Genomic DNA, 18,684 nt, shown 5'->3' with positions numbered 1-18,684 from the left:
CATGATCCGCCCGATCCTCGCGTTCTCCGTCATCAACCGTTACGCGGTCATCCTCATCACCCTCATCGCCACCGCCCTCGGCGCGTGGTCGCTGGCTCGGCTGCCCATCGACGCCGTGCCCGACGTCACCAACAACCAGGTCCAGATCAACGCTGTCGCCACGTCCCTGACGCCGGTGGAGATCGAGAAGCAGGTCACGGTGTTGATCGAGCGGGCCCTCGCCGGGACCCCCGGGCTGGAGACCATGCGCTCGTTCTCGCGTAACGGGTTCGCCCAACTCACGGCCGTGTTCAGCGACAAGGTCGACGTCTACTTCGCCCGCGCCCAGGTCAACGAGCGCCTCGTAGAAGTACGCGGCAGCCTTCCGCCGGGGGTCGAGGTCAAGCTCGGGCCGATCTCCACCGGCCTCGGTGAGATCTACTGGTGGGCGGTCGAGTATCTTCCACCCGGCGGAGGGGCGCCCGTCCGCGACGGCAAGCCTGGTTGGCAGACCGACGGCAGCTACCTGACCCCGGAGGGGGAGCGCCTCGCCGACGAGTTCCGGCGCACCGTCTACCTCCGCACGGTGCAGGACTGGATCATCCGCCCGCAGATGAAGGGCGTGCCCGGGGTCGCCGGAGCCGATGCCATCGGCGGCTACGTCAAGGAGTACCAGGTCCAGCCCGACCCGATGAAACTCGTCGGCTACGGCCTCTCGTTCAAGGACGTGTCCGATGCCATCGAGGCTAACAACGCCACCCGCGGGGCCAACTACGTCGAGCGCAACGGCGAGGGGTACATCGTCCGTGCCGGCGGCCTGATCGAGACCATCGACGAGATCGCCGAGATCGTGGTCGCAACCCGATCCGGGGTGCCGATCCTGGTGCGGGACGTTGCGAACGTCACCATCGGGCGCGAGCTGCGGACCGGCTCGGCCAGCGAGAACGGACGCGAGGTGGTGCTCGGCACCGCCCTGATGCTCATCGGCGGCAACAGCCGCACGGTTTCCGCGGCGGCCGATGCCAAGATCAACGAGATCAACAAGCTGCTGCCGCCCGGCATCGTCGCCCGCACCCTCCTGAGCCGGACCGAGCTTGTCGACGCCACGGTCAGGACAGTGGCGGAGAACCTGGCGGAGGGCGCGCTCTTGGTCGTGGCGGTGCTGTTCCTGGCGCTCGGCAACATCCGCGCGGCCATCATCACGGCGCTGGTCATCCCGGTGGCCATGATGCTCACCGCCACAGGCATGCTCGCCGGCCGCATCAGCGCCAACCTGATGAGCCTGGGCGCCCTCGACTTCGGCCTCATTGTCGACGGCGCGGTCATCGTCGCCGAGAACAGCCTGCGCCACCTCGCGGAGCGTCAGCGCGAGCTCGGACGCAAGCTCTCGCAGGACGAGCGGCTCGTCACGGTCCGGGTCTCGGCCGAGGAGATGATCAAGCCGACCGTCTACGGGCAAGCCATCATCATCCTGGTTTACGTGCCCCTCCTCACCTTCACCGGGGTCGAGGGCAAGACCTTCACCCCGATGGCGCTGACGGTGCTGATCGCCCTGGTGGCCGCCTTCGTGCTGTCGCTGACCTTCGTCCCGGCGATGATCGCGACTTTCATCACGGGGCGCGTGAACGAAGGTGAGAACGCCCTCATCCGCGGGATCAAGGCGGCCTACCGCCCGCTGCTCGACGGCGCGATCCGAGCGCCTATGGCCTTCGTCACGGGGGCGGTGCTCCTCCTCGGACTCTCGGCGGCCCTGTTTACGACGCTCGGGCAGGAGTTCGCGCCGACGCTCGACGAGAAGAACATCGTCATGGAGGCCCGGCGCATCCCGTCGACCTCGATCTCGCAGTCGCAATCGATGCAGCTCGGCGTCGAGGAGGCGATGAGCAAGTTCCCGCAGGTCGCCTTCGTGTTCTCGCGATGCGGCACCCCGGACATCGCCGCCGACCCGATGCCGGCCAACGCCTGCGACGCCTACCTCATCATGAAGCCCCAGGCCGCATGGCCCGACCCAAGCCTGACCAAGGAGGCCCTGATCGGCCAGCTTGAGGCCGAGGCGAAGCTGATCCCGGGAACTCTGCTCGGGTTCTCCCAGCCCATCCAGATGCGCTTCAACGAGCTCATCGCCGGCGTGCGCGACGACCTCGCGGTCAAGGTGTTCGGGGAGGAGTTCGGCCCGATGGTCGAGGGCGCGAACAAGATCGCCGGCATCTTACGCGGGCTCGACGGCGCGGCCGACGTGAAGGTCGAGGAGGCGGTCGGCCTGCCGTTCCTGGACATCAGGATTGACCGTCGCGAGATCGCCCGGCGGGGGCTCAGCCTCGTCGACGTTCAGGACGTCATCGGCACGGCCATCGGCGGCAAGGATGCCGGCCTCGTGTTCGAGGGCGACCGCCGCTTCAAGATCGTCGTGCGCCTTTCCGACGGGATCCGCGGCGATATCGAGGCGCTGAAAAACCTGCCAGTGCCGCTGCCGGCCAAGCCCGGCATGGCCGAGGGCGCGAGCGTACCGTTGCGCCAGGTCGCCTCGTTCGGCTTCACCGAAGGCTCGAACCAGGTCAGTCGCGAGGACGGACGCCGTCGGGTGGTGGTGACCGCCAACGTGCGCGGGCGCGACATCGGCTCGCTCGTGGCAGAGGCGCAGGCACACATCGCCAAGGAGGTGACGCTGCCGGCGGGCTACGAGGTGCGCTGGGGAGGGCAGTTCGAGAACCTGACGGCGGCCAGGCAGCGCCTGATGGTGGTGGTCCCGGCCTGCTTCGCCCTGATCTTCATCCTGCTCCTCGGCGCCCTTGGGTCGGCCCGCGACGCGGCCATCGTGTTCAGCGCGGTACCGCTGGCGCTGACGGGCGGCGTCGCAGCCCTGTGGTTGCGGGGGATGCCGTTCTCGGTCTCGGCGGCGGTCGGGTTCATCGCCCTCTCCGGGGTCGCGGTGCTCAACGGCCTCGTTCTCCTCAACCACATCAAGCAGTTGGTGGCCGATGGGGCCGACGTCCGGAGCGCCGTGCGCGAGGGTGCGATGACCCGATTGCGGCCAGTGGTGATGACCGCGCTTGTGGCGGCCTTGGGCTTCGTGCCGATGGCGCTGGCGACGGGCACGGGGGCAGAGGTGCAAAAGCCTTTGGCGACCGTGGTGATCGGTGGCCTAGTTAGCGCCACCTTGCTCACCCTGGCGGTCCTGCCTGCCCTCTACACGCAGTTCGGAAAATCGCGGATAGTCAAACGATCCGATGACGTCGCGAACGGAAATCTGGTCGAAGCAACTGAATGACGTGGTGTTCTCCGGCCGACAGCTTTTGCGGATGCAGCGTAACCCACGTCCGCTTACAGGAATTGTGTGACTGAAAGCGTCTGGACTGCTTCTCACCCAACTCAGCCGTAGGCTGCTGGGTCTCGTTAGCCTGGAAGTGGACCGACCCAGGGCTCACACTGGGTCGCACGCGGCCGCATAAGATCACGGCGCGCCTCGTTCCATAGCCTGCCCTTATGCGAATGGGCCGCCGCCGCAGCCTTCACGGTGAGCAACCGCTATGGAGGAGCGTCGGCGGCTCGTTAGATGGCTGGAATGGGCGCCAAACCGAACAGCCGGTTTTGCCCCCATTGGCAATTCGGCATGACGCAGTCTGGCTGAAAGCCGCCCGTCTGCTTCAGGCGATTGAACCCATGAAGCCGACGTTCGATTCGGCTCGCCAAGCGGCCTCACCGAAGTCCAGGGCCGTCCTTCGCGGCACATGTGGGGAAATCCGGTTGTGAGAGCTCTGCGGACACGGGACCTTCTGAACCGATACAGAGAGGATTAAAGCGAACTCAGCACCGAGGCGCTCTCGATTGCACTGGAATTCGATTTTTTCTGATCTCCGGTCGAAGGTTGTCCCGGTCGATCAAGCAGAAGGGACAGATTCCCGGATGATATCAGAGGCGGACTGAAGAGCAGCGCCCCGACCATAGAAAATAACGTCGGTGTGTCGGTCCTCGATGCCAGATCGTCGGACGGGACTGTCCAGATTGCCGGGTTCTGGAGGCTTGCTCATGCCCCGAATCATCGACAGTCAGCCCATCTACACCAGTGAAAGCGAACCACTGGCTACGAGCAAAACAAGTCGGGACCGGCGCCGAAGTTTGGAATTGTCGCACATCGTTAGCGCATGCCGCAAACTCCCAATCAATCGACACAGGATTCAGATCTTTCAGCCGAAAATGTAACGGGAAAGACCACTGCGCATCGAGGGGAAACACCGGTGAAGATTTTCTTTCATCGTCAGGATGGTGTCGCCGAGTCGCTGATTGCAGGTCTGCTTGAGCGCCTAAGATTACAAGGCTTTACCATTGGCGCGATGGATGACAGCCAGCCGCTCAATCTCGGTCTGTGCGTCTCAAAATGCGTGTCGCCCGGGTTGCACGACGTACTGCGATCGGTCCGGCAGGCAGGCGCCGAGCAGGTCATTGTCATCATGGAGCCGAACCACACGTGCGGCGGAGCTGAGGAGTGGTCCTTGCTGCAGTCGGGCGCATCCGACGTGCTTGCCTGGACCGATCCCGAGCAGATCGTTGCGCAAATCCGCGCTCGGTTCGAGCGCTGGCTGAGCATCGAGGTACTTCTCCAGGCGCAGGAAAACGGCAGCTTCGTCGTAGGCAAGAGCCCCACTTGGCGGGCTGCCCTGCACCAGATCATCGAGATTGCGCGATTCAGCGATACGGCGGCTCTGATCCTCGGCGAAAGCGGCACCGGCAAGGAATTGGCAGCCCGGCTGCTGCACGAACTCGACCCGCGTCCCGACAAACGCGACCTGGTTGTGCAGGACTGCTCGACTCTCGTCACGGAACTCTCGGGCAGCGAGTTCTTCGGACACGAGCGCGGTGCCTTCACGGGCGCGCATACCGAGCGGCATGGCGTTTTCGCGCTCGCTAATGCCGGCACATTGTTTCTTGATGAAATCGGCGAACTGCCTCCGCTCATCCAAGGGCAACTGCTGCGCGTGATTCAGGAGCACAGCTACAAGCGAGTCGGCGGCAGCACGTGGCACCGCACAAACTTCCGGCTAATATCGGCGACCAACCGAAATCTGTTGGCCATGGTGGAAAGGGGCGAGTTCCGTGCGGACCTCTACCACCGCATTGCTGGTCACGTCTGCGAGTTGCCGCCGTTGAGTGAACGGCCCGAAGACGTACTGCCCCTCGCCCTTTCCTTCATTCGGCAGATGGCCCCCGACCGCCGCGCACCGACACTCGATCCGCTCGTCCACGACTACCTGCTCCAGCGGAGTTACCCAGGTAATGTACGCGAACTCAAGCAGGTCGTTTCGCGCCTGATGAGCCGCTGCGGTGCCGACGGAACACTTTCGATTGGATATGTTCCGCGCGAGGAGCGGCCAGCTACAACGGCACCGTCCCTCGTTTGGGCTGACCCTACCTTCGAGACGGCCATTCGGCGTGCCGTGCTGATGGGCGCCGGGTTGAAGGAGATCGGCCGCGCAGCGGAGGATTGTGCGATCCGCTGCGCCACTGGATTCGAGAATGGGAGCCTGAGGCGGGCTGCGCAGCGTCTCGGGGTCACTGATCGAGCCCTGCAGTTGCGGCGGGCTCAGACGCGCAACGGCGAAGCTCCCGGTTTCGCGGCCGACGGCCGGAAGCCGCACTGATGTCGGCTTCCAATGACGACGATGCGTGCGGGCTCGTGCCTCCTTCTCGATGGTTTCAGTGATCGAACCGATAAAGATCGTGAGTCGTCATGAGCTTGATCAACTCCGTCGCGTAGTTCGGCCCGGTTGCATAACCCGCTTTGTGGATCTCCCGCGCGAATCTGTTGGCATCGTTTCGCACATTCAGCGCTGCGGCATAGCGCTTGTGTCGCAGGAAAAAGCGCGCGTGCTCGATGACGCTCTGGGCAAAGCTGTCGTACTTCGCGAAGTCCGCGTTGATGGTCATCCACGCGCCGTTCACGAATTCTCGCGTCGGCACGCGGACCGAGCCCGCTGGCCCCTTACCCTTGATCCCGAACAGGTTCTTGGCGCTGCCGATGGTGTGTTTGCCCCATCCCGTCTCAAGTATGGCCTGCGCCACGGTGACAGACGCGGGAACGCCGGTGGCAGCCATGGCCTGACGGGAATGTTTGCCGACGAATTCGATGAACTGCTGGTGCGTCAGCGAACGCAGGTCGGCCGGCTCTTCGGAGGGCGTGGGTGGCACGGTCGACGACGGGGTGCTGCCACCTGACAACGCTGCGCCGCCGGCGAGAGCTGCCAGGAAGCGCGCGCCTTGGATGCGTTCCAACCAATGGGTGACCGGCACATAATTGTGCCGGCCGTCCTTGGCTGGACGCACGACGGCGTTGGCTACATGCATATCGCGTAGCCGTTCCGAAAGACGGGCAGTCTGTGACCCCGGTATGTAGTAGAAATAGCATCGTGCGCTGGGCGTCTTGCTCGCCCAGCCGGCCCAGAATGTGTCATCGCCGCCGTTGTAGGTGCAATCGAAGCCCCAGCATTCGCGCAGACTGGCGATGGCTCTGCCTCGACCCCCGGCGAGCCGCCGCATGGGAAGGCCACCCCCGCTGTGACAGGCCAGGATCAGGTTGCGCAAAGTTGGAACCTTTCTGCCGCTGGGGCTGTGCGCCCCGATGACAGCCAAAACCTTGGAAAGATAAGCGTCGAGTCCTCCCGGCTCGACCAGCCTACCGGCCTCCGAGTGCGCGCCCAGCGTGGGCGCGACTAGGACGACGTTGCGGCGTGCGGTGTTCAGCTTCTCGCGCAGTGCCCCATAGGGGTAGCGCTTGGCATCCCAGTAACCGTCGATCGTCAGGGCGCGGGCCGCCTTGAAACCGTGCAGGTAGAGAATGAGGTCGATTGAGGAGCCGGCCACGAACCCGTCCGGCAGGAATATGCCCGTCATCGGCGCGGCGCGCTGTCCGAACTTGTCGACGATGCCGAGGTCGATCTCCGGATAGAGGGTTACGCCCGATACCGAGCGGTCCTGTTTTAGAAGCTCAGACATTCGCGCCGAGGATGGCGCCGGCGCCTGCCCCGGTGGAACCGACGGAGATGGGAGTGGCGTTCCGGGCGGATGCGGTTTGCGCAGGCCAACCCGGATTACCGCGAAGACGCCAGGCTCGGCCACGCGGCCTGTCGCATCCGTGCGGACTTTCCGGCTCGATACCGAATTGCTGACATTGCCCCCGACGACCGTGAGCGCCCCGGGTAGAACCGCGACCACGATGTCGCAATGGGTCTTCATGCCGGGGCGGATGGTGTCGTAGGTCGCCCCGCTATTCGCCCGGTTCCGGCAGATCAGATCACCTGCGCGCGGTACGATCTCGCTTAGGCGGTAAGCCTTGAAAGGATTGGCATTGTCCGCCAACCTATTGGCCTTCGCGGCGCTAATATAAACTGAATGCGAGCTCGCGTATTTGAAGGCGGCGCCCGCCTCGGCCTCGCGCATAACCCAGCTGATGAAGGCGGCGCTCCAGGGATGGCTGCTCTGGAAGGCCGCAGAGGCGAGTTCAGCCCTCGTGAAGGAAAGGCCGGGTCCGGCCTTCCAGTAATCCTGCAGGATGGGAAAGGCTCTGGGATCGGCCTCCTTGAGCCGGCCGTTGTCCCAGCGGGCCAATTGCTCGTTGGCGATGCGGACGATGTTCTGGCGCAGCGTCTTGATTGAGGGGGTGGCTGAGGCTGTTCGCATGCGTGCCGGAGGGCGCAGCGGAGCGAGTTCGAACTCGGATTCCTGGACACCATCTCCGGCAGGCGGCGGTGCTGCGCCGCCCGGCAGAGCGGGCGATGGGGGCTCGGCGGGCGGGAGCACCGCGGGCGGCGAGGACCCGGCCGATCCAGCGTCACGGTAGGCGTCGCGCAGAGCCGCCTCCGTCTCGGGTCCGACCAAGCCGGTGATCGGCAGCCCACGTCGTTCCTGGAAGGCGCGCACCCCACTGCGGGTTGCCGCGTTCATGATACCGTCGACCGGGAGGCGCAGCCCGAGAAAGCCGTTCAGGCAGCCTTGGACCCATCTCACGTGTTCGGCGGGCGGGACCGCAAGATCGGCCGCGGGCGTCATTTCCGGAGAGGAATAGCCGGGCCCATAGAAGTTGACGGGATAGCCCCCTCTCCACCGTCGAGACAGATGGGGATAGTTCTTGCCCGGATTTGGCGCGGCATGTTTCGCTGATGTCCGGGCAAGCTTTGGCGCAAGCGAGCCGGCGTTGCCGGCGAACCGTGTCCTTGGGATCTTCGGCACGTTTGTTCGGAAGGTCGGTCTGGGCGACCACGCCGGGGTGGATCGGCCATGTCCGCCTCCGCCGCGGCGCGTCTTCAGTTCGTCTTCCGGTTCGAACATCTCTTCGGTCTCGAAGCGCACGAACGTTTCGGCGTCGAAGGGTTCGGGGTTGAACCGCATGAGCTTGTCCATCGGTCGTTCCTCGAGTTTCGGGCGTCGGCTTTATGAAGCCTGGCGCAGCTCCGGAATCCTGCCGCGAGCACGGGCCAGCGCGTCCATCACGGCCGCGATGTCCTGCGCCGAGTGCAGGCAGTTGAGAACGAAGGTCACGAGCGCCGTCCGGCCCATGGCGCGATGCAGGACGGCCCTGATCCCGCGGTGCAGCAGCATGTCGTGCAGTTGAATGGCTCCCTGCCCGACGGGACATTTGAGCGTCTGGAAAGGAAGCCGGCCACCATGCGCTGCCAGTCCCAGGTGCCGGAGACTGCGCCGGAACAGCTCGATCAGGGACAGGAGGCGGCGCCGGCGCCCTGCACCTTCGGCCGCATTAAGCGCGAGCGCATGCTCGGCCGCGCTGATCCCGGCCAGCGAGGGAGGGCTACAATGGATGCGGGTCAGGCTATTCGTCTTGAAACGCTCGATCTGTGCAGCGCGGCCGGCGATCACGGCCAGCGGGACGCCGAAAGCCTTGGCCAGCGAGTTGACCACTATGATCTCCGCTCCGTCGACCCCCCACCAAGCGGGGGTTCCGGCCCCATCCTCCCCATAGGGCACAGCGCGGTTCGGCCGCCGCCCCAACAAGCCCAGCCCCTGCGTGTCGTCTACAACCAGCACGCCGTCGACGGCGGCGCAGGCTTCTGCGTAGTCGCGCAGCGGCGCCAACCGCCCGGTCAACGGGCAGAGCCCGTCGCACACGACAATGGGCCGATACCGGCCGGGCTCACGGGCGAGGCGCGCCCGAACAGCAGCGGTGTCATGCATGGGAAAGACAGTGACCGTCACGCCTCGCGCCGCCACCCGCTCAACCCCCCATCTCGCAATGGGGTAGGTTCCCGCATCGACGTGAATGGCGGCCGGCTCACGCACAAGTTCGGCGAACAGATCCCAGAACAGGTGCAGGGTCGAACTGCCCAGCGCCGCCGACTCGTGACCCATTAGCGCCGCCAGGGCGGTTTCCAGTCCGGCAACGCGCGTGGTCGAGCCGAGGGCGGCTGGACGCCCGGTGGTGATCTGCCACCAGGGCCGCAGTGCCGCATGCCCGTGATGCATGCCGAGATACAGAACGGAGGTGAAGTCCAGCATGGTCGCCCGCCTTCGGTCCGCTATTCGCCGCGTGCTCCGCGCTGGGGCAGCCTGGCCATCGGACGAGACGGCATGTCGGCTGTCGCGGTCGGTGCGGGAGAGCGAAGCGGCCTCAAGCCGGCCTCGGAGGACCGGGGAAGGGCCGTCACCCGTTGGCTGGACAACCGACGCTGCAGGAGGATCGAGGGCTGGACGAAGCGAGTCGCCGCGTCGCGCGAATCGACCGTGTCGGAGGTCAGGTCGACGCCAGTCACCGTCCGATAGGCATGGAGGTAGCGCTGGACCTCCGGTTTCGAGTTGCGAGCCCAGTTTTTCGCCTGCTCCTCGATGTTGTGAATGTCGATCCAGTCGCCAAAGCGGATCGACAGCAGGATGCGCTCGCCGGTTACCGCCAGTTCGTGGAAATGCGAAACTGAGGTGTCGCCCCAGCCCTGCAGCCTCTTCATGGCATCGACCGCGCCCATCCAGGGCTCCTGATAGGGCACCGCATAGCGCCCGCGGAGAAACTCACGCATTTCCGGTCGGGCCAGCATCCATTGCGTGATCAGCATCTCGCAGCGGGTCGTCCAGGTCAGGTCTCCGTACTGATTGTGCATGCCGTCCGCGAGCAGCAGATGAACCTCCTTCAAGGCGTTCAACAGCGGGAATGCATCCGCGATCATCGTCGTGTCGCGGTCCTCACGATAGAACAGTTCGGTCCGGTACAGCAGGTTATGGAAAGCTTCGATGAAGTTTGAGCGGCTGTCGGCCGGGTAGATCCCTTGGACCGCCTTGCCCTCGAGCGACAGGCCATAGTGGTGGTGGTACTCGTAGGCGCGACGGGCCACGCTAAGCCGGTTCGGCTCATCCTGGATAAAACTCCAGATCACGCCATTCAGCGGTCGTAACGTGTCGAACTCAAGCTCGCGCAGCGGGTCGTTTTCCGACCCGCGTCGATTCTGGAAGCGCCAAGCAATGGCATTTATCGTCTGCATCAGCATGCCCTGTTCCTGCCAATAAGACCAGATCAGCTCGATCATGCTGGGTGCAGTGAGGCGATGCTTTAGCATCCGTTCGAAATACGGCACGCCCTCTTGGCGGCGGCCATCGTTGTCTTTTTCGAGACTGATGAAGGCGCTGACGATCCGGTTGAGGTATGGAAGCACCGCCGTCTGCGAGTCCGGGTGCACAAGATAATGTACCAGTCGATCCTGTAACGTCTCCATAGTGAGGCCGGAGTCGCCGAACCGTACTCCTTCCTTCTCTAGATCGAACAATTCGTGGTCGCGGATGATGACTCCCGCTTCCAGCGTGAGGAAAGCCTGCGTGGCAAGCTTGAGCAGGCTATAGGTGTAGGGACCGAAGATGTTGGATTGATCGATAAATCCGCTGTGCGACAGGGCGTTGCGCTGGCCAGGCACGCCGATCAAGACATCGCCCTTGTCGCCGAGTACCTGATCGATAAATTTCTGGTAGCGGACGAAATTGATCGCCGCGGTGCGGTTCCGGATGGCCGCCCATAGAGCTTGGTCGTCGGTCGCAAGCGAGGCGGAGCGTTGCAGGGTGACGTTCGCCTCGACCTGCTGAGCCACCATGGTCACGATGGTTGAGGCGGTCAGAGCGTCGGGTAATTGCGGCCAATCCTCGGCGTTTAGCGACGCTTCGAACTCGTCCCGCAGCATTTGGATGTTTTCGACCGGCACGACAACGACGCGGACCGTGTATTCGCCCTCAGGCAACGAGGGCATGCGCGGGATGACCGCAGGGTTGCGTTGTGTCCCGGTATGCGTTTCGAGGTAGCGGGAAAGCCGCGGATCGTCGCTGCTGTAGATGAAGCGCAGGCCGCGGTCGTGGAAGAGGCCGTACTCCTGCGGCGACAGGTCACCGAAACGCGGATGCGACAGCGTCACCGTCAGCGTGACCATGTCATCGTGATGCACCCGCATTGGAGCCGCGGTCAGTCGGGCTTCCCACTGATGCTCGAATCCAGTTGTCTGTCTCGGAGAACGGGCCATGGTCTTGCTCCTAGAATGAGGGGACAAGCGCGTGCCTGGCGGGTGGGGCCGGCAGCGGCGTCGAGGCAGCGGCTGCATCCAGCGTGCTGCGCATCGCCCAGAAGGTGAGCAGTTTCGCCAAGAGCTCGCTCTCGCCCTCCGGACCGAGCCGGCCATTGGCTTTGGCTTGGCCAATCACGGCGAAAGCGAGCGATGGCGGCGCCCGGTACATATCGGCGGGCGCCTGGCTCCAGACGCGGAACAAGGCACTCAAACGGTCGGGGCTTCGGTCCCGAACCTCCAGGGCCTCGCTCAGCGATCGTCCATGCAGGGAGGGCGGCCGATGCCTTACAAGCAGCGCGACGAGATCCGGAATATTCCGTTCGAGGCGAAGGATCAGCCTCCGGCGGGACGGATCCAGTCTATCCAGCGGATAGTACTTCTCCCACGTCCGTGCGAGCCTGCTCCATTGCTCATGCGGATTGAGAGCATCGCCGATGGCGCAACTCACCTTCACCCGGATCCACGGGACGGGATGTGGGTCGTCGATGTTGATGCGAAACACGAAGGGCCGCGGCAGGCCAACCACACTCATCAGCCCCAGCGTTGAGGCCACACCGACCCGCGCAACCGACCAGAAGTCGGACACGATCTCCGAAATCCAGCGCTGCCAGAGCTGCCACGTTAGGGGATCTGCAGCCCGCGCTTGGCTCTCGCGGAGCGCGCGCCGCAGCGACTCGACGAGGCCCAGCAACTGAGCGCCCTGGTGGCCGACCTCGTGGAACAGCGAAGAGGCGATCCCACTGCCGATCATGCGTTCGCGCGGGACGCGAATGATGGCAACGGGGTTGCGTCCACCGCCAGGCAGTCGCGTGCGGGCTCGCCGAATGGCTGCGCCTATCCCCCGGTCGAGGTAGCAGATGATGGGCGGCGCCTTGTAATAGGTCGGGAGCGCCAGGGCGTCGGACGAAACGACGTCGAGACCGGACAGCCAAACACCCTGGTCGCTTTCGCTACGCTGGGTGATGACTTGGTTGAACAGTTCCAGTTGGGTCAGTATTGCGTTGAAGCGCAGCCGTAGAAACACAAATTTTTGCTGCGCTTCCGCCGCCGTTGCGCTGGCGCCCGGTCCGTGCAGCCATCGAATGAAGCTGTGGATCTGCCCCTTGAGCTCGGCCCGACCGCGCGCCAAAAACCGCTCGATGGCGAGTTGAGCCCTCGGCAGCAGGCTTGCGGCCATGACCATCGGCTGGTTGAGCACGAACGGCCTGATCCGACCGAGGCGCACAAGCAAGGCACGCGCCTCGTTGTCCAGCATCCAGTGAGCGTAGGATGACGCGCTCATCGCACTCACGCTCCGTAGAGGAAGATCTTCGAACCGTGCCTGACCCAGCGGCCGGACGGAGCGGGATCACCATTGCGAGCCGGCCCGGGTCTCGCCGGACGCTGCCCGGCCACCCTCTGCAGAAGGCCGGGCACATGGGTTTCGGCTGCTGCCGCGAGAGCGGTCTTCACAGCAAGGCGGGGATCAACACGGCCCTCCGCATTGACGAGATGTCGGACCGCTTCGCCGGCGAAGTTTACAAAGCGCTTGGCGATCTCGAATTCGCGGTCCTCCCCGCTCAGACCCTCCAATTCTAAGCCGAGGGTGTGGCCGGCAAGATTGGCAATTTGGCTGCCGAGCTTGGCCCCTGTTGTGCCCCCGAAATAGCGGCCGATCGCTGAACCGGCCTGTGGAAGTACTTGGCGCGCGGCCCCCTTGAGTGCGCCCACTAAATTCTGCCCCTCGGCCGAGGCGACGAACTGGCCAAGTGCCCGACCGGCCCTGGCGACCACGTCCCCGAGAAATTGCTCCATTTCGGCTTCATTCGCGACTTCAAGCAGTTCGCTGGCGAGTTCCATAGCCTCGGCCTCACCGAAGACTTCGCCCGTTACGTTGAATTCGAACTGCTCGCCCTCGAACTCCCCCGCGCCGAAAGCCTCTCCGTCTGCCTCCGCTTCGAGGCGCACGCGATCAATGTCATGCATGGTCGATTTCCTTTGTGAGATGCCGGGCCGGGTGGGAACTGCCCTCCCACAGCAGCAGCGGATTGTCGGCTCGCCACATCGGCGGCAGCGGAAGCCGGATCGCGGCGCTTGGTTTGCGCGGCCGATCGTCGGCGTTGCCGGAAACAAAATGCGTTGCTCCATCTCGCCCCTCCTGGCCGAATGGCTCACCCATGGAGGGGCGGACAATTGATGATGACGATATTCCGGCCCTGCCGAACCCAGCGGCCGGCCCGACCGTTGCTGTGATGCGGCTCGCGCGCCGTTCGGTCCGACAGCAGCAAGGGCGCATGCTTCTGGGCAGCATCGACGAGTGCTGCTCGTGCGACCGCGAGCGGGTCTGCCTTGGAGGCGCTGGCCAGCGTGGTTTTTACTGTATCGCCAGCCAACTTAACGAACGTCTTGGCGCCTTCGAACTCCCGGTCCTCGGCCTCCGCCTCGGCTTCAAGACCGAGCGCGCTTCCGGCGGCATTCGCGAGACCGCCGCCGATCTGGGCTCCGAACGGGCCTCCGATCATGCCGCCGAGCGCCGTCCCGGCCAGCGGCAGCGCCTTGCTAACGGCCCCCTTCAGCAGGCTACCGACGGCCTGCCCGACCGGTGAGCGCACAACCTGTCCGAGCGCGTGGCCGGCCTTCTTGATGAGATTGCCGAGGAACTGGTCGAGTTCAGCTTCATCGGAGACGCCGAGCAGTTCGCCCGCGAGTTCCATCACTTCGGCTTCGTTGAAGACCTCAGTTTCCCCGCCCCATTCGGACTCGGTTTCACCGGCCCACTCGAACTGTTCCGCCTCGAAGGCTTCGCTCTCGGCGCTGGATCCGTAAGACTGGTAGGCATTGCTCATGGCGCTGGTCTCCTGCCACTCGCGACCGATGCCGTAGATCGACATCAGCCGACTGAAGCGGAGGGGAATTTCAAGTGCCGTGCCAGAAGCTAAGTCTTTGAAATCAATAAAAGATGGTGATGTCTTCGGCGAACATTTCTTCGCCCTGTCGCGGCTGAAAGTTTTTTGACCGAAGATGATTTCGGTCTGCGCCAAAACGAACGAGGCCAGGCATCAACCGCCTTTTTGCAATCTTCGATCGCTAGTCGATCCTTCGCAAGGCTCGCCCTGCTCGTGCTGTCATCATCGACAAAGGCTCGATGCCGCGCAACGGAATGCCTCCATCTAGCGGGGTGCCCAGCCTAGGATCACATAACTACTTCAACCGCGGCGCGGTCTAATTCAGATCCCATGGTTCACGCCGAAGTAGAGTGTGACCAAAATTGCACTGCGCTCGCCTCGTCATAAACGGGCCGGCAGGGCTTGAGAGTCGGCTTGGCGTCTGGTGCAGTGTACCGAATGCGTCCTCCAGATTGCGGCTCAGGGACTGGAGTGTCTCACCATGGACGTGGATGTGCTCCGCGTGGGAGCCGAAATCCAGGTCAGAGAGGTCAAACGCATCATGATAGACCTTCTGCCCGTGATCCTCGGGGCGGAGGTCGGCGCGCCGTCGGCCCACCCGCCGCTGGAAGCTGCGGAATAGTTGGTCGACCGGGGTTCAGTCGGCGAACAGCTCCCTGTCCCTGTTGCGCAGGTCGTGCGGGTCGAAGAACTTTGAGACCCATCCGTCGTCGGTTCCCAGGAACCAGCCTGCCTGCACCGCCCCCTGGCGATCGGAGGCGGTTCGCTTGGCGTCTTTAGAGGCTCTGGGTCCCTTCGCGACGGAGTTCAGGAAGTTGAAGTGGTCCACGAGCGCGAGCGCCTCGATCGCGAAGACGGTGGCCACGTCTCCGTCCCGGATGGCTAGGAGGTTGTCGCCGTTCGCGACCTCCCCGCCGAGGGCTAGGTTCGACGATCCGCAATAGACCACCGGATCGGGTCCGTTGAACCCACAGACCACGAACTTGTGGTGGATCTGGTGCTTCACGCCGCCGATGTTCGGGATTTGGTTGAACGGCGGCGGCAACTGCGTGTTGACGGGGCGGCCAGTTACCAGAACCCCCTGCCGGGTCCCGGGCTTGTAGAGGGCGATACCGTCGGGATTATCACTGATGCCGAAGCTGAAGACCTCGTCGTCCGCATGGATCGCGTTGAGGGCGTCGTAGACGGGGTTCTCGGCCGTTCCGCCGAGTTCCATCACGGCGAAGAGGACGCTTCCGCGTCCGCCCGGAACCTGGGATTCCGCCCCGACTCGCTGCACCAGTCCGTCCAGGATGCTCCGAGCCGTCGCCTCGTCGTGTGGAGAGAACGTAATGCTGCCGGCGGCCTCCTGATCGCCGCCGAACGCGAACGGCTGCACGGCCAGATCCGAAGCGCGGAAGGCGGGCGCGCGGACGCCTTGCTCCCAGGCCTCGCGGAACAGCTTCGCGTAGTGGCCGGGGACCTCGCCCTCTTCGAAGACCAGGACGTGGTTCGAGTTCACGTACAGACCGGTGACCGAAAAATTTGTCGAGCCCGTGAGCACCTTCACCGGCGTCTCCCCGCGCGAGACGACGAAGACCTTGTCGTGCGCGTAGCGGCCGAAATGCCCGCGCTTGATGTTTTCGCCCCCGGCCTTGTCCGCGAACAGGGCCGCAAATTCGTCCTCCGGCTTGGGCTTGTGGGCGTCGTGGTGCAGAGCCGCGTCGTCCAGGATGATGCGGGCCCGCCCGGCTTCCCCGATCGCCAGAAGGCGTCCCACGATGTCGGGCTCGTTTAGGTCGTAGGCGAAAACGTCCAGCCTGAGGCCTTGGTCGGCTGCGACTTCGTCCAGCACGCCGAAAACCATGTCGCGCGCCGTGAACCCGAGCCATTCGTACTGCTGTGCGTAGGTGAACGTCTCGCCGCGGGCGTTGCGGCCGGAGGTCTGCGCGGTGTCCCACTGTAGAGGGGCGTCGCTCGGCCGGATCGAGGCATCGCGGCCGAAGCGGTTCACGAACGCCTGCGACTGGGTGAAACCGCGGGTGAATCCGACCGACAGGCCGCCTTTGACGAAGGGCACGACCTCGATTTGGATCGACACGCTCCTGTCGGGATCCAGCGGGAGCATGGAGTGCCGGGCATCGAAGTAGCGTGGTGTAACCACGTACTCGTACATACCGAAGGCCGGCCTGAGGCCCTGGTGGATGATGCCGGGAACGTGAACCCAGCGGAACTTGTGGAACGGCGCGTTGATCGAGGAGAAGGCGGCTTCCATGGGATCCTGCGCGTGCGCCGCGGGATCTTCAAAGCGCAGGTTGTTCTGTAGGAAATAGGGCGCCACGCTGGGCGGCGCCGCCGAGATCGTGAAGCCGGCGAGGTTCTCGCGAGCGGACTCTTGCAGGAGATCGAAGGCGAGCAGTGTCTTAGCGTCGCCCCTGTGCGCCGTAACCTTCAAGGAGCCCTTGGTTGCCGAAACCTTGGCCATGGCCGCCTCCCGATCCGACAGGAATCGCCCAAAGCCCTCCAAAAGACTGGACGCCCGTCGATTCGGGACGCTATCCGTCGCCGCCAATTCTGACAATGACCGTCGAGATCCACCTTTTGAATTGAGTTTCGAGCCCGGATCCTATTTGGTATGGCTCTCGATACTTTGCCGCCCAACGAGCGCATTGCGGAAGTTGCAAAAATATTTATCCAAGTGCGCGGGGTAGCTGATGTCTTCGGTCTCCTCCTTGTCGCGACGCTGACGCGCGAGGGGCCGATCTTGCCGTGGGCGGACGGATACGACTCGCCGACGATCACGGTCGGCCAATCGCCGATTCCGACGCGTCTGCGGACCGGGTCAAAGTTCCGCATGCCGGAGGAATGCCGCCGGGAATATGTGGTCCACAATTCGAAGAGCCGAGCGCAGCCAAGAGGGTCCGCTTACGGGATATCGTCTGGCCATCTGCATGACCGGGATGGGCGCAAAGCCGAAGGTCCGGTTTCTGCGCCGAGTAGCCGGTAGGGTCGGGTCAGCCATCATGGCACGGTATCGCCCGCCACTTCCACACCGTCCGGATCGAGTAACCGAGCGAACAGCTTGAGTGGGTCGGCTTCGAACGCACGGGCAATGGCGACGAACTACCTCGTGGGGGCAGGTCACAAGGCGCTGGCGGACGCGTTGAAGCGGCTGGAGCGCAACGGTCTGGTGACCCGGACGGTGCTGCCGACCTCACCGATCAACGTCGAGTATGCGATCACCCCGCTCGGCCATTCACTCCGCCAGCCCTTCGAGGCGCTCTTCGCGTGGGCCCTCGACAACGGTGCGGCGATAGACGCGGCCAACGACGAGCATGACAGGATCAAAACGAGGCCGTGAGAGCGCGTCTGAGCGCGCAGGACCTGCGCGGGACACCACTTGGTTGCCGCCCTGTTGCTCAAGCTTGGCCCTATGCGTGACCGTGCGTGAACGCGTTGCGGCCGCGATCGCCCGACCCAGGCGAGCCCATGCTGGTCGACCACGGGCGCCGCATTTCGTGACTGGCTGACCGCAAAGGCCCGGTCTCGAGACGCCACATGTCGGCCGGCAGCCGCACCGGCACGCTTCAACCGAGCGAGGCGCACCCTCGCCGGCGAAACCTCAGCGCAGCCGCGTGGCGTCGATCACCAGGAAATACTGGCACGCCTCCATCCCGAGATTGGTGAAGGCGTGCCCGGCATCAGCCTCGAAATACAAGCTGTCGCCCTCTTCGACCACGACCGCGCGATCGCCGATCGTCGCGCGCAGGCGTCCCTTCAGCACGAAAATGTACTCCGACACGCCGCGGCGGTGGGCGACGAACTCGCCCGTGGTTGCGCCCGGCGGGAGCGTGTTGAGCACCCAGTCGATCCCCCGTCCAGGCAGCACCGGAGAGAGACACCGGCGCAGGAATCCCGACGCCTCATCGCGCAGCACCGGTTGGCGGGACGCCGGGATCAGAAGCACCTCCACTTCGGTGGTGGGTGCCATCAGCCTGGAGAAGGTCACACCCAGCGCCTCGGCGAGGCGCGAGAGGACCGCCGTCGACGGCACGGCCTCGCCGCGCTCGATCTTTGAGATCATCGAGCGGCTGACCCCGGACAGGGATGCCAAGGCTTCGAGGGAGAGATCCTGCTCCTTCCGTCTGCGCCGGATCTCCTCGGCAAGCACTTGGATCTGAGAGCGCGTCTCAGCCTCGATCTGGACCCGCCGCCCCTCTGCCGTGATCGTCATTCGCGTCCCGTCCTGGTCCTCCGGCACTGTCCTCGTTCGTGACCGCCGGAGGCTGATCGATCGGTGCTTA

The 18,684-nt window shown here is 64.4% G+C and carries 11 protein-coding genes and 1 pseudogene; 4 read left to right on the top strand and 8 right to left on the bottom strand.

Going from position 1 to position 18,684, the window contains the following annotated elements; all coding sequences use genetic code 11:
• Nucleotide 1: 1 nt before the first annotated feature.
• Nucleotides 2-3,247 carry an efflux RND transporter permease subunit gene (locus JOE48_RS17380; RefSeq protein WP_210031678.1) on the top strand — a complete coding sequence of 1,082 codons (3,246 nt, stop codon included), beginning with the start codon at nt 2-4 and terminating at the stop codon, nt 3,245-3,247.
• Between the two features lie 967 nt (nt 3,248-4,214).
• The gene (locus tag JOE48_RS17375) at nt 4,215-5,615 is read left to right on the top strand and encodes a sigma 54-interacting transcriptional regulator (protein ID WP_210031676.1); all 1,401 of its coding nucleotides are present in this window, start codon (nt 4,215-4,217) and stop codon (nt 5,613-5,615) included.
• A 55-nt stretch (nt 5,616-5,670) separates the two neighbouring features.
• Here JOE48_RS17375 and JOE48_RS17370 read toward each other — a convergent pair whose 3' ends face one another.
• The 6 genes from JOE48_RS17370 to JOE48_RS17345 form a co-directional block, all read right to left on the bottom strand.
• Complete coding sequence (locus JOE48_RS17370) at nt 5,671-8,370, bottom strand: DUF2272 domain-containing protein (RefSeq protein WP_210031674.1); 2,700 nt, start codon at nt 8,368-8,370, stop codon at nt 5,671-5,673.
• 30 nt (nt 8,371-8,400) lie between these two features.
• On the bottom strand, nt 8,401-9,480 hold the full coding sequence (locus JOE48_RS17365) for an aminotransferase class I/II-fold pyridoxal phosphate-dependent enzyme (RefSeq protein WP_210031673.1): 1,080 nt from the start codon (nt 9,478-9,480) through the stop codon (nt 8,401-8,403).
• A gap of 20 nt (nt 9,481-9,500) precedes the next feature.
• Complete coding sequence (locus JOE48_RS17360; RefSeq protein WP_210031672.1) at nt 9,501-11,474, bottom strand: hypothetical protein; 1,974 nt, start codon at nt 11,472-11,474, stop codon at nt 9,501-9,503.
• Between the two features lie 10 nt (nt 11,475-11,484).
• The gene (locus tag JOE48_RS17355) at nt 11,485-12,771 is read right to left on the bottom strand and encodes a hypothetical protein (RefSeq protein ID WP_210031671.1); all 1,287 of its coding nucleotides are present in this window, start codon (nt 12,769-12,771) and stop codon (nt 11,485-11,487) included.
• 32 nt (nt 12,772-12,803) lie between these two features.
• Nucleotides 12,804-13,481 carry a hypothetical protein gene (locus JOE48_RS17350; protein ID WP_210031670.1) on the bottom strand — a complete coding sequence of 226 codons (678 nt, stop codon included), beginning with the start codon at nt 13,479-13,481 and terminating at the stop codon, nt 12,804-12,806.
• A gap of 185 nt (nt 13,482-13,666) precedes the next feature.
• Nucleotides 13,667-14,536, bottom strand: coding sequence for a hypothetical protein (locus JOE48_RS17345; protein WP_210031669.1), 870 nt, complete (start codon nt 14,534-14,536; stop codon nt 13,667-13,669).
• Nucleotides 14,537-14,882: 346 nt separating this feature from the next.
• Here JOE48_RS17345 and JOE48_RS17340 point away from each other — a divergent pair, with 346 nt between their 5' ends.
• The gene (locus tag JOE48_RS17340; protein ID WP_210031668.1) at nt 14,883-15,023 is read left to right on the top strand and encodes a hypothetical protein; all 141 of its coding nucleotides are present in this window, start codon (nt 14,883-14,885) and stop codon (nt 15,021-15,023) included.
• 15 nt (nt 15,024-15,038) lie between these two features.
• On the opposite strand, the gene JOE48_RS17335 is transcribed toward JOE48_RS17340, so the two are convergent.
• Nucleotides 15,039-16,865, bottom strand: coding sequence for a hypothetical protein (locus JOE48_RS17335; RefSeq protein ID WP_210031667.1), 1,827 nt, complete (start codon nt 16,863-16,865; stop codon nt 15,039-15,041).
• Between the two features lie 642 nt (nt 16,866-17,507).
• On the opposite strand from JOE48_RS17335, the pseudogene JOE48_RS17330 reads away from it, so the two are divergent.
• A pseudogene (locus JOE48_RS17330) lies at nt 17,508-17,741 on the top strand (winged helix-turn-helix transcriptional regulator); the annotation flags it as partial.
• A 261-nt stretch (nt 17,742-18,002) separates the two neighbouring features.
• Here the strand turns inward: JOE48_RS17330 and JOE48_RS17325 are convergent.
• Nucleotides 18,003-18,614: a helix-turn-helix domain-containing protein gene (locus JOE48_RS17325; RefSeq protein WP_210031665.1), complete on the bottom strand. Its 612-nt coding sequence runs from the start codon at nt 18,612-18,614 to the stop codon at nt 18,003-18,005.
• Between the last annotated feature and the right edge of the window lie 70 nt (nt 18,615-18,684).

Source organism: Methylobacterium sp. PvR107 (assembly GCF_017833295.1).
In the GTDB taxonomy this organism is placed as follows: domain Bacteria; phylum Pseudomonadota; class Alphaproteobacteria; order Rhizobiales; family Beijerinckiaceae; genus Methylobacterium.
The sequence above is the reverse complement of the archived record's forward strand: the minus strand, read 5'-3'. Positions and strand labels throughout refer to the sequence as shown.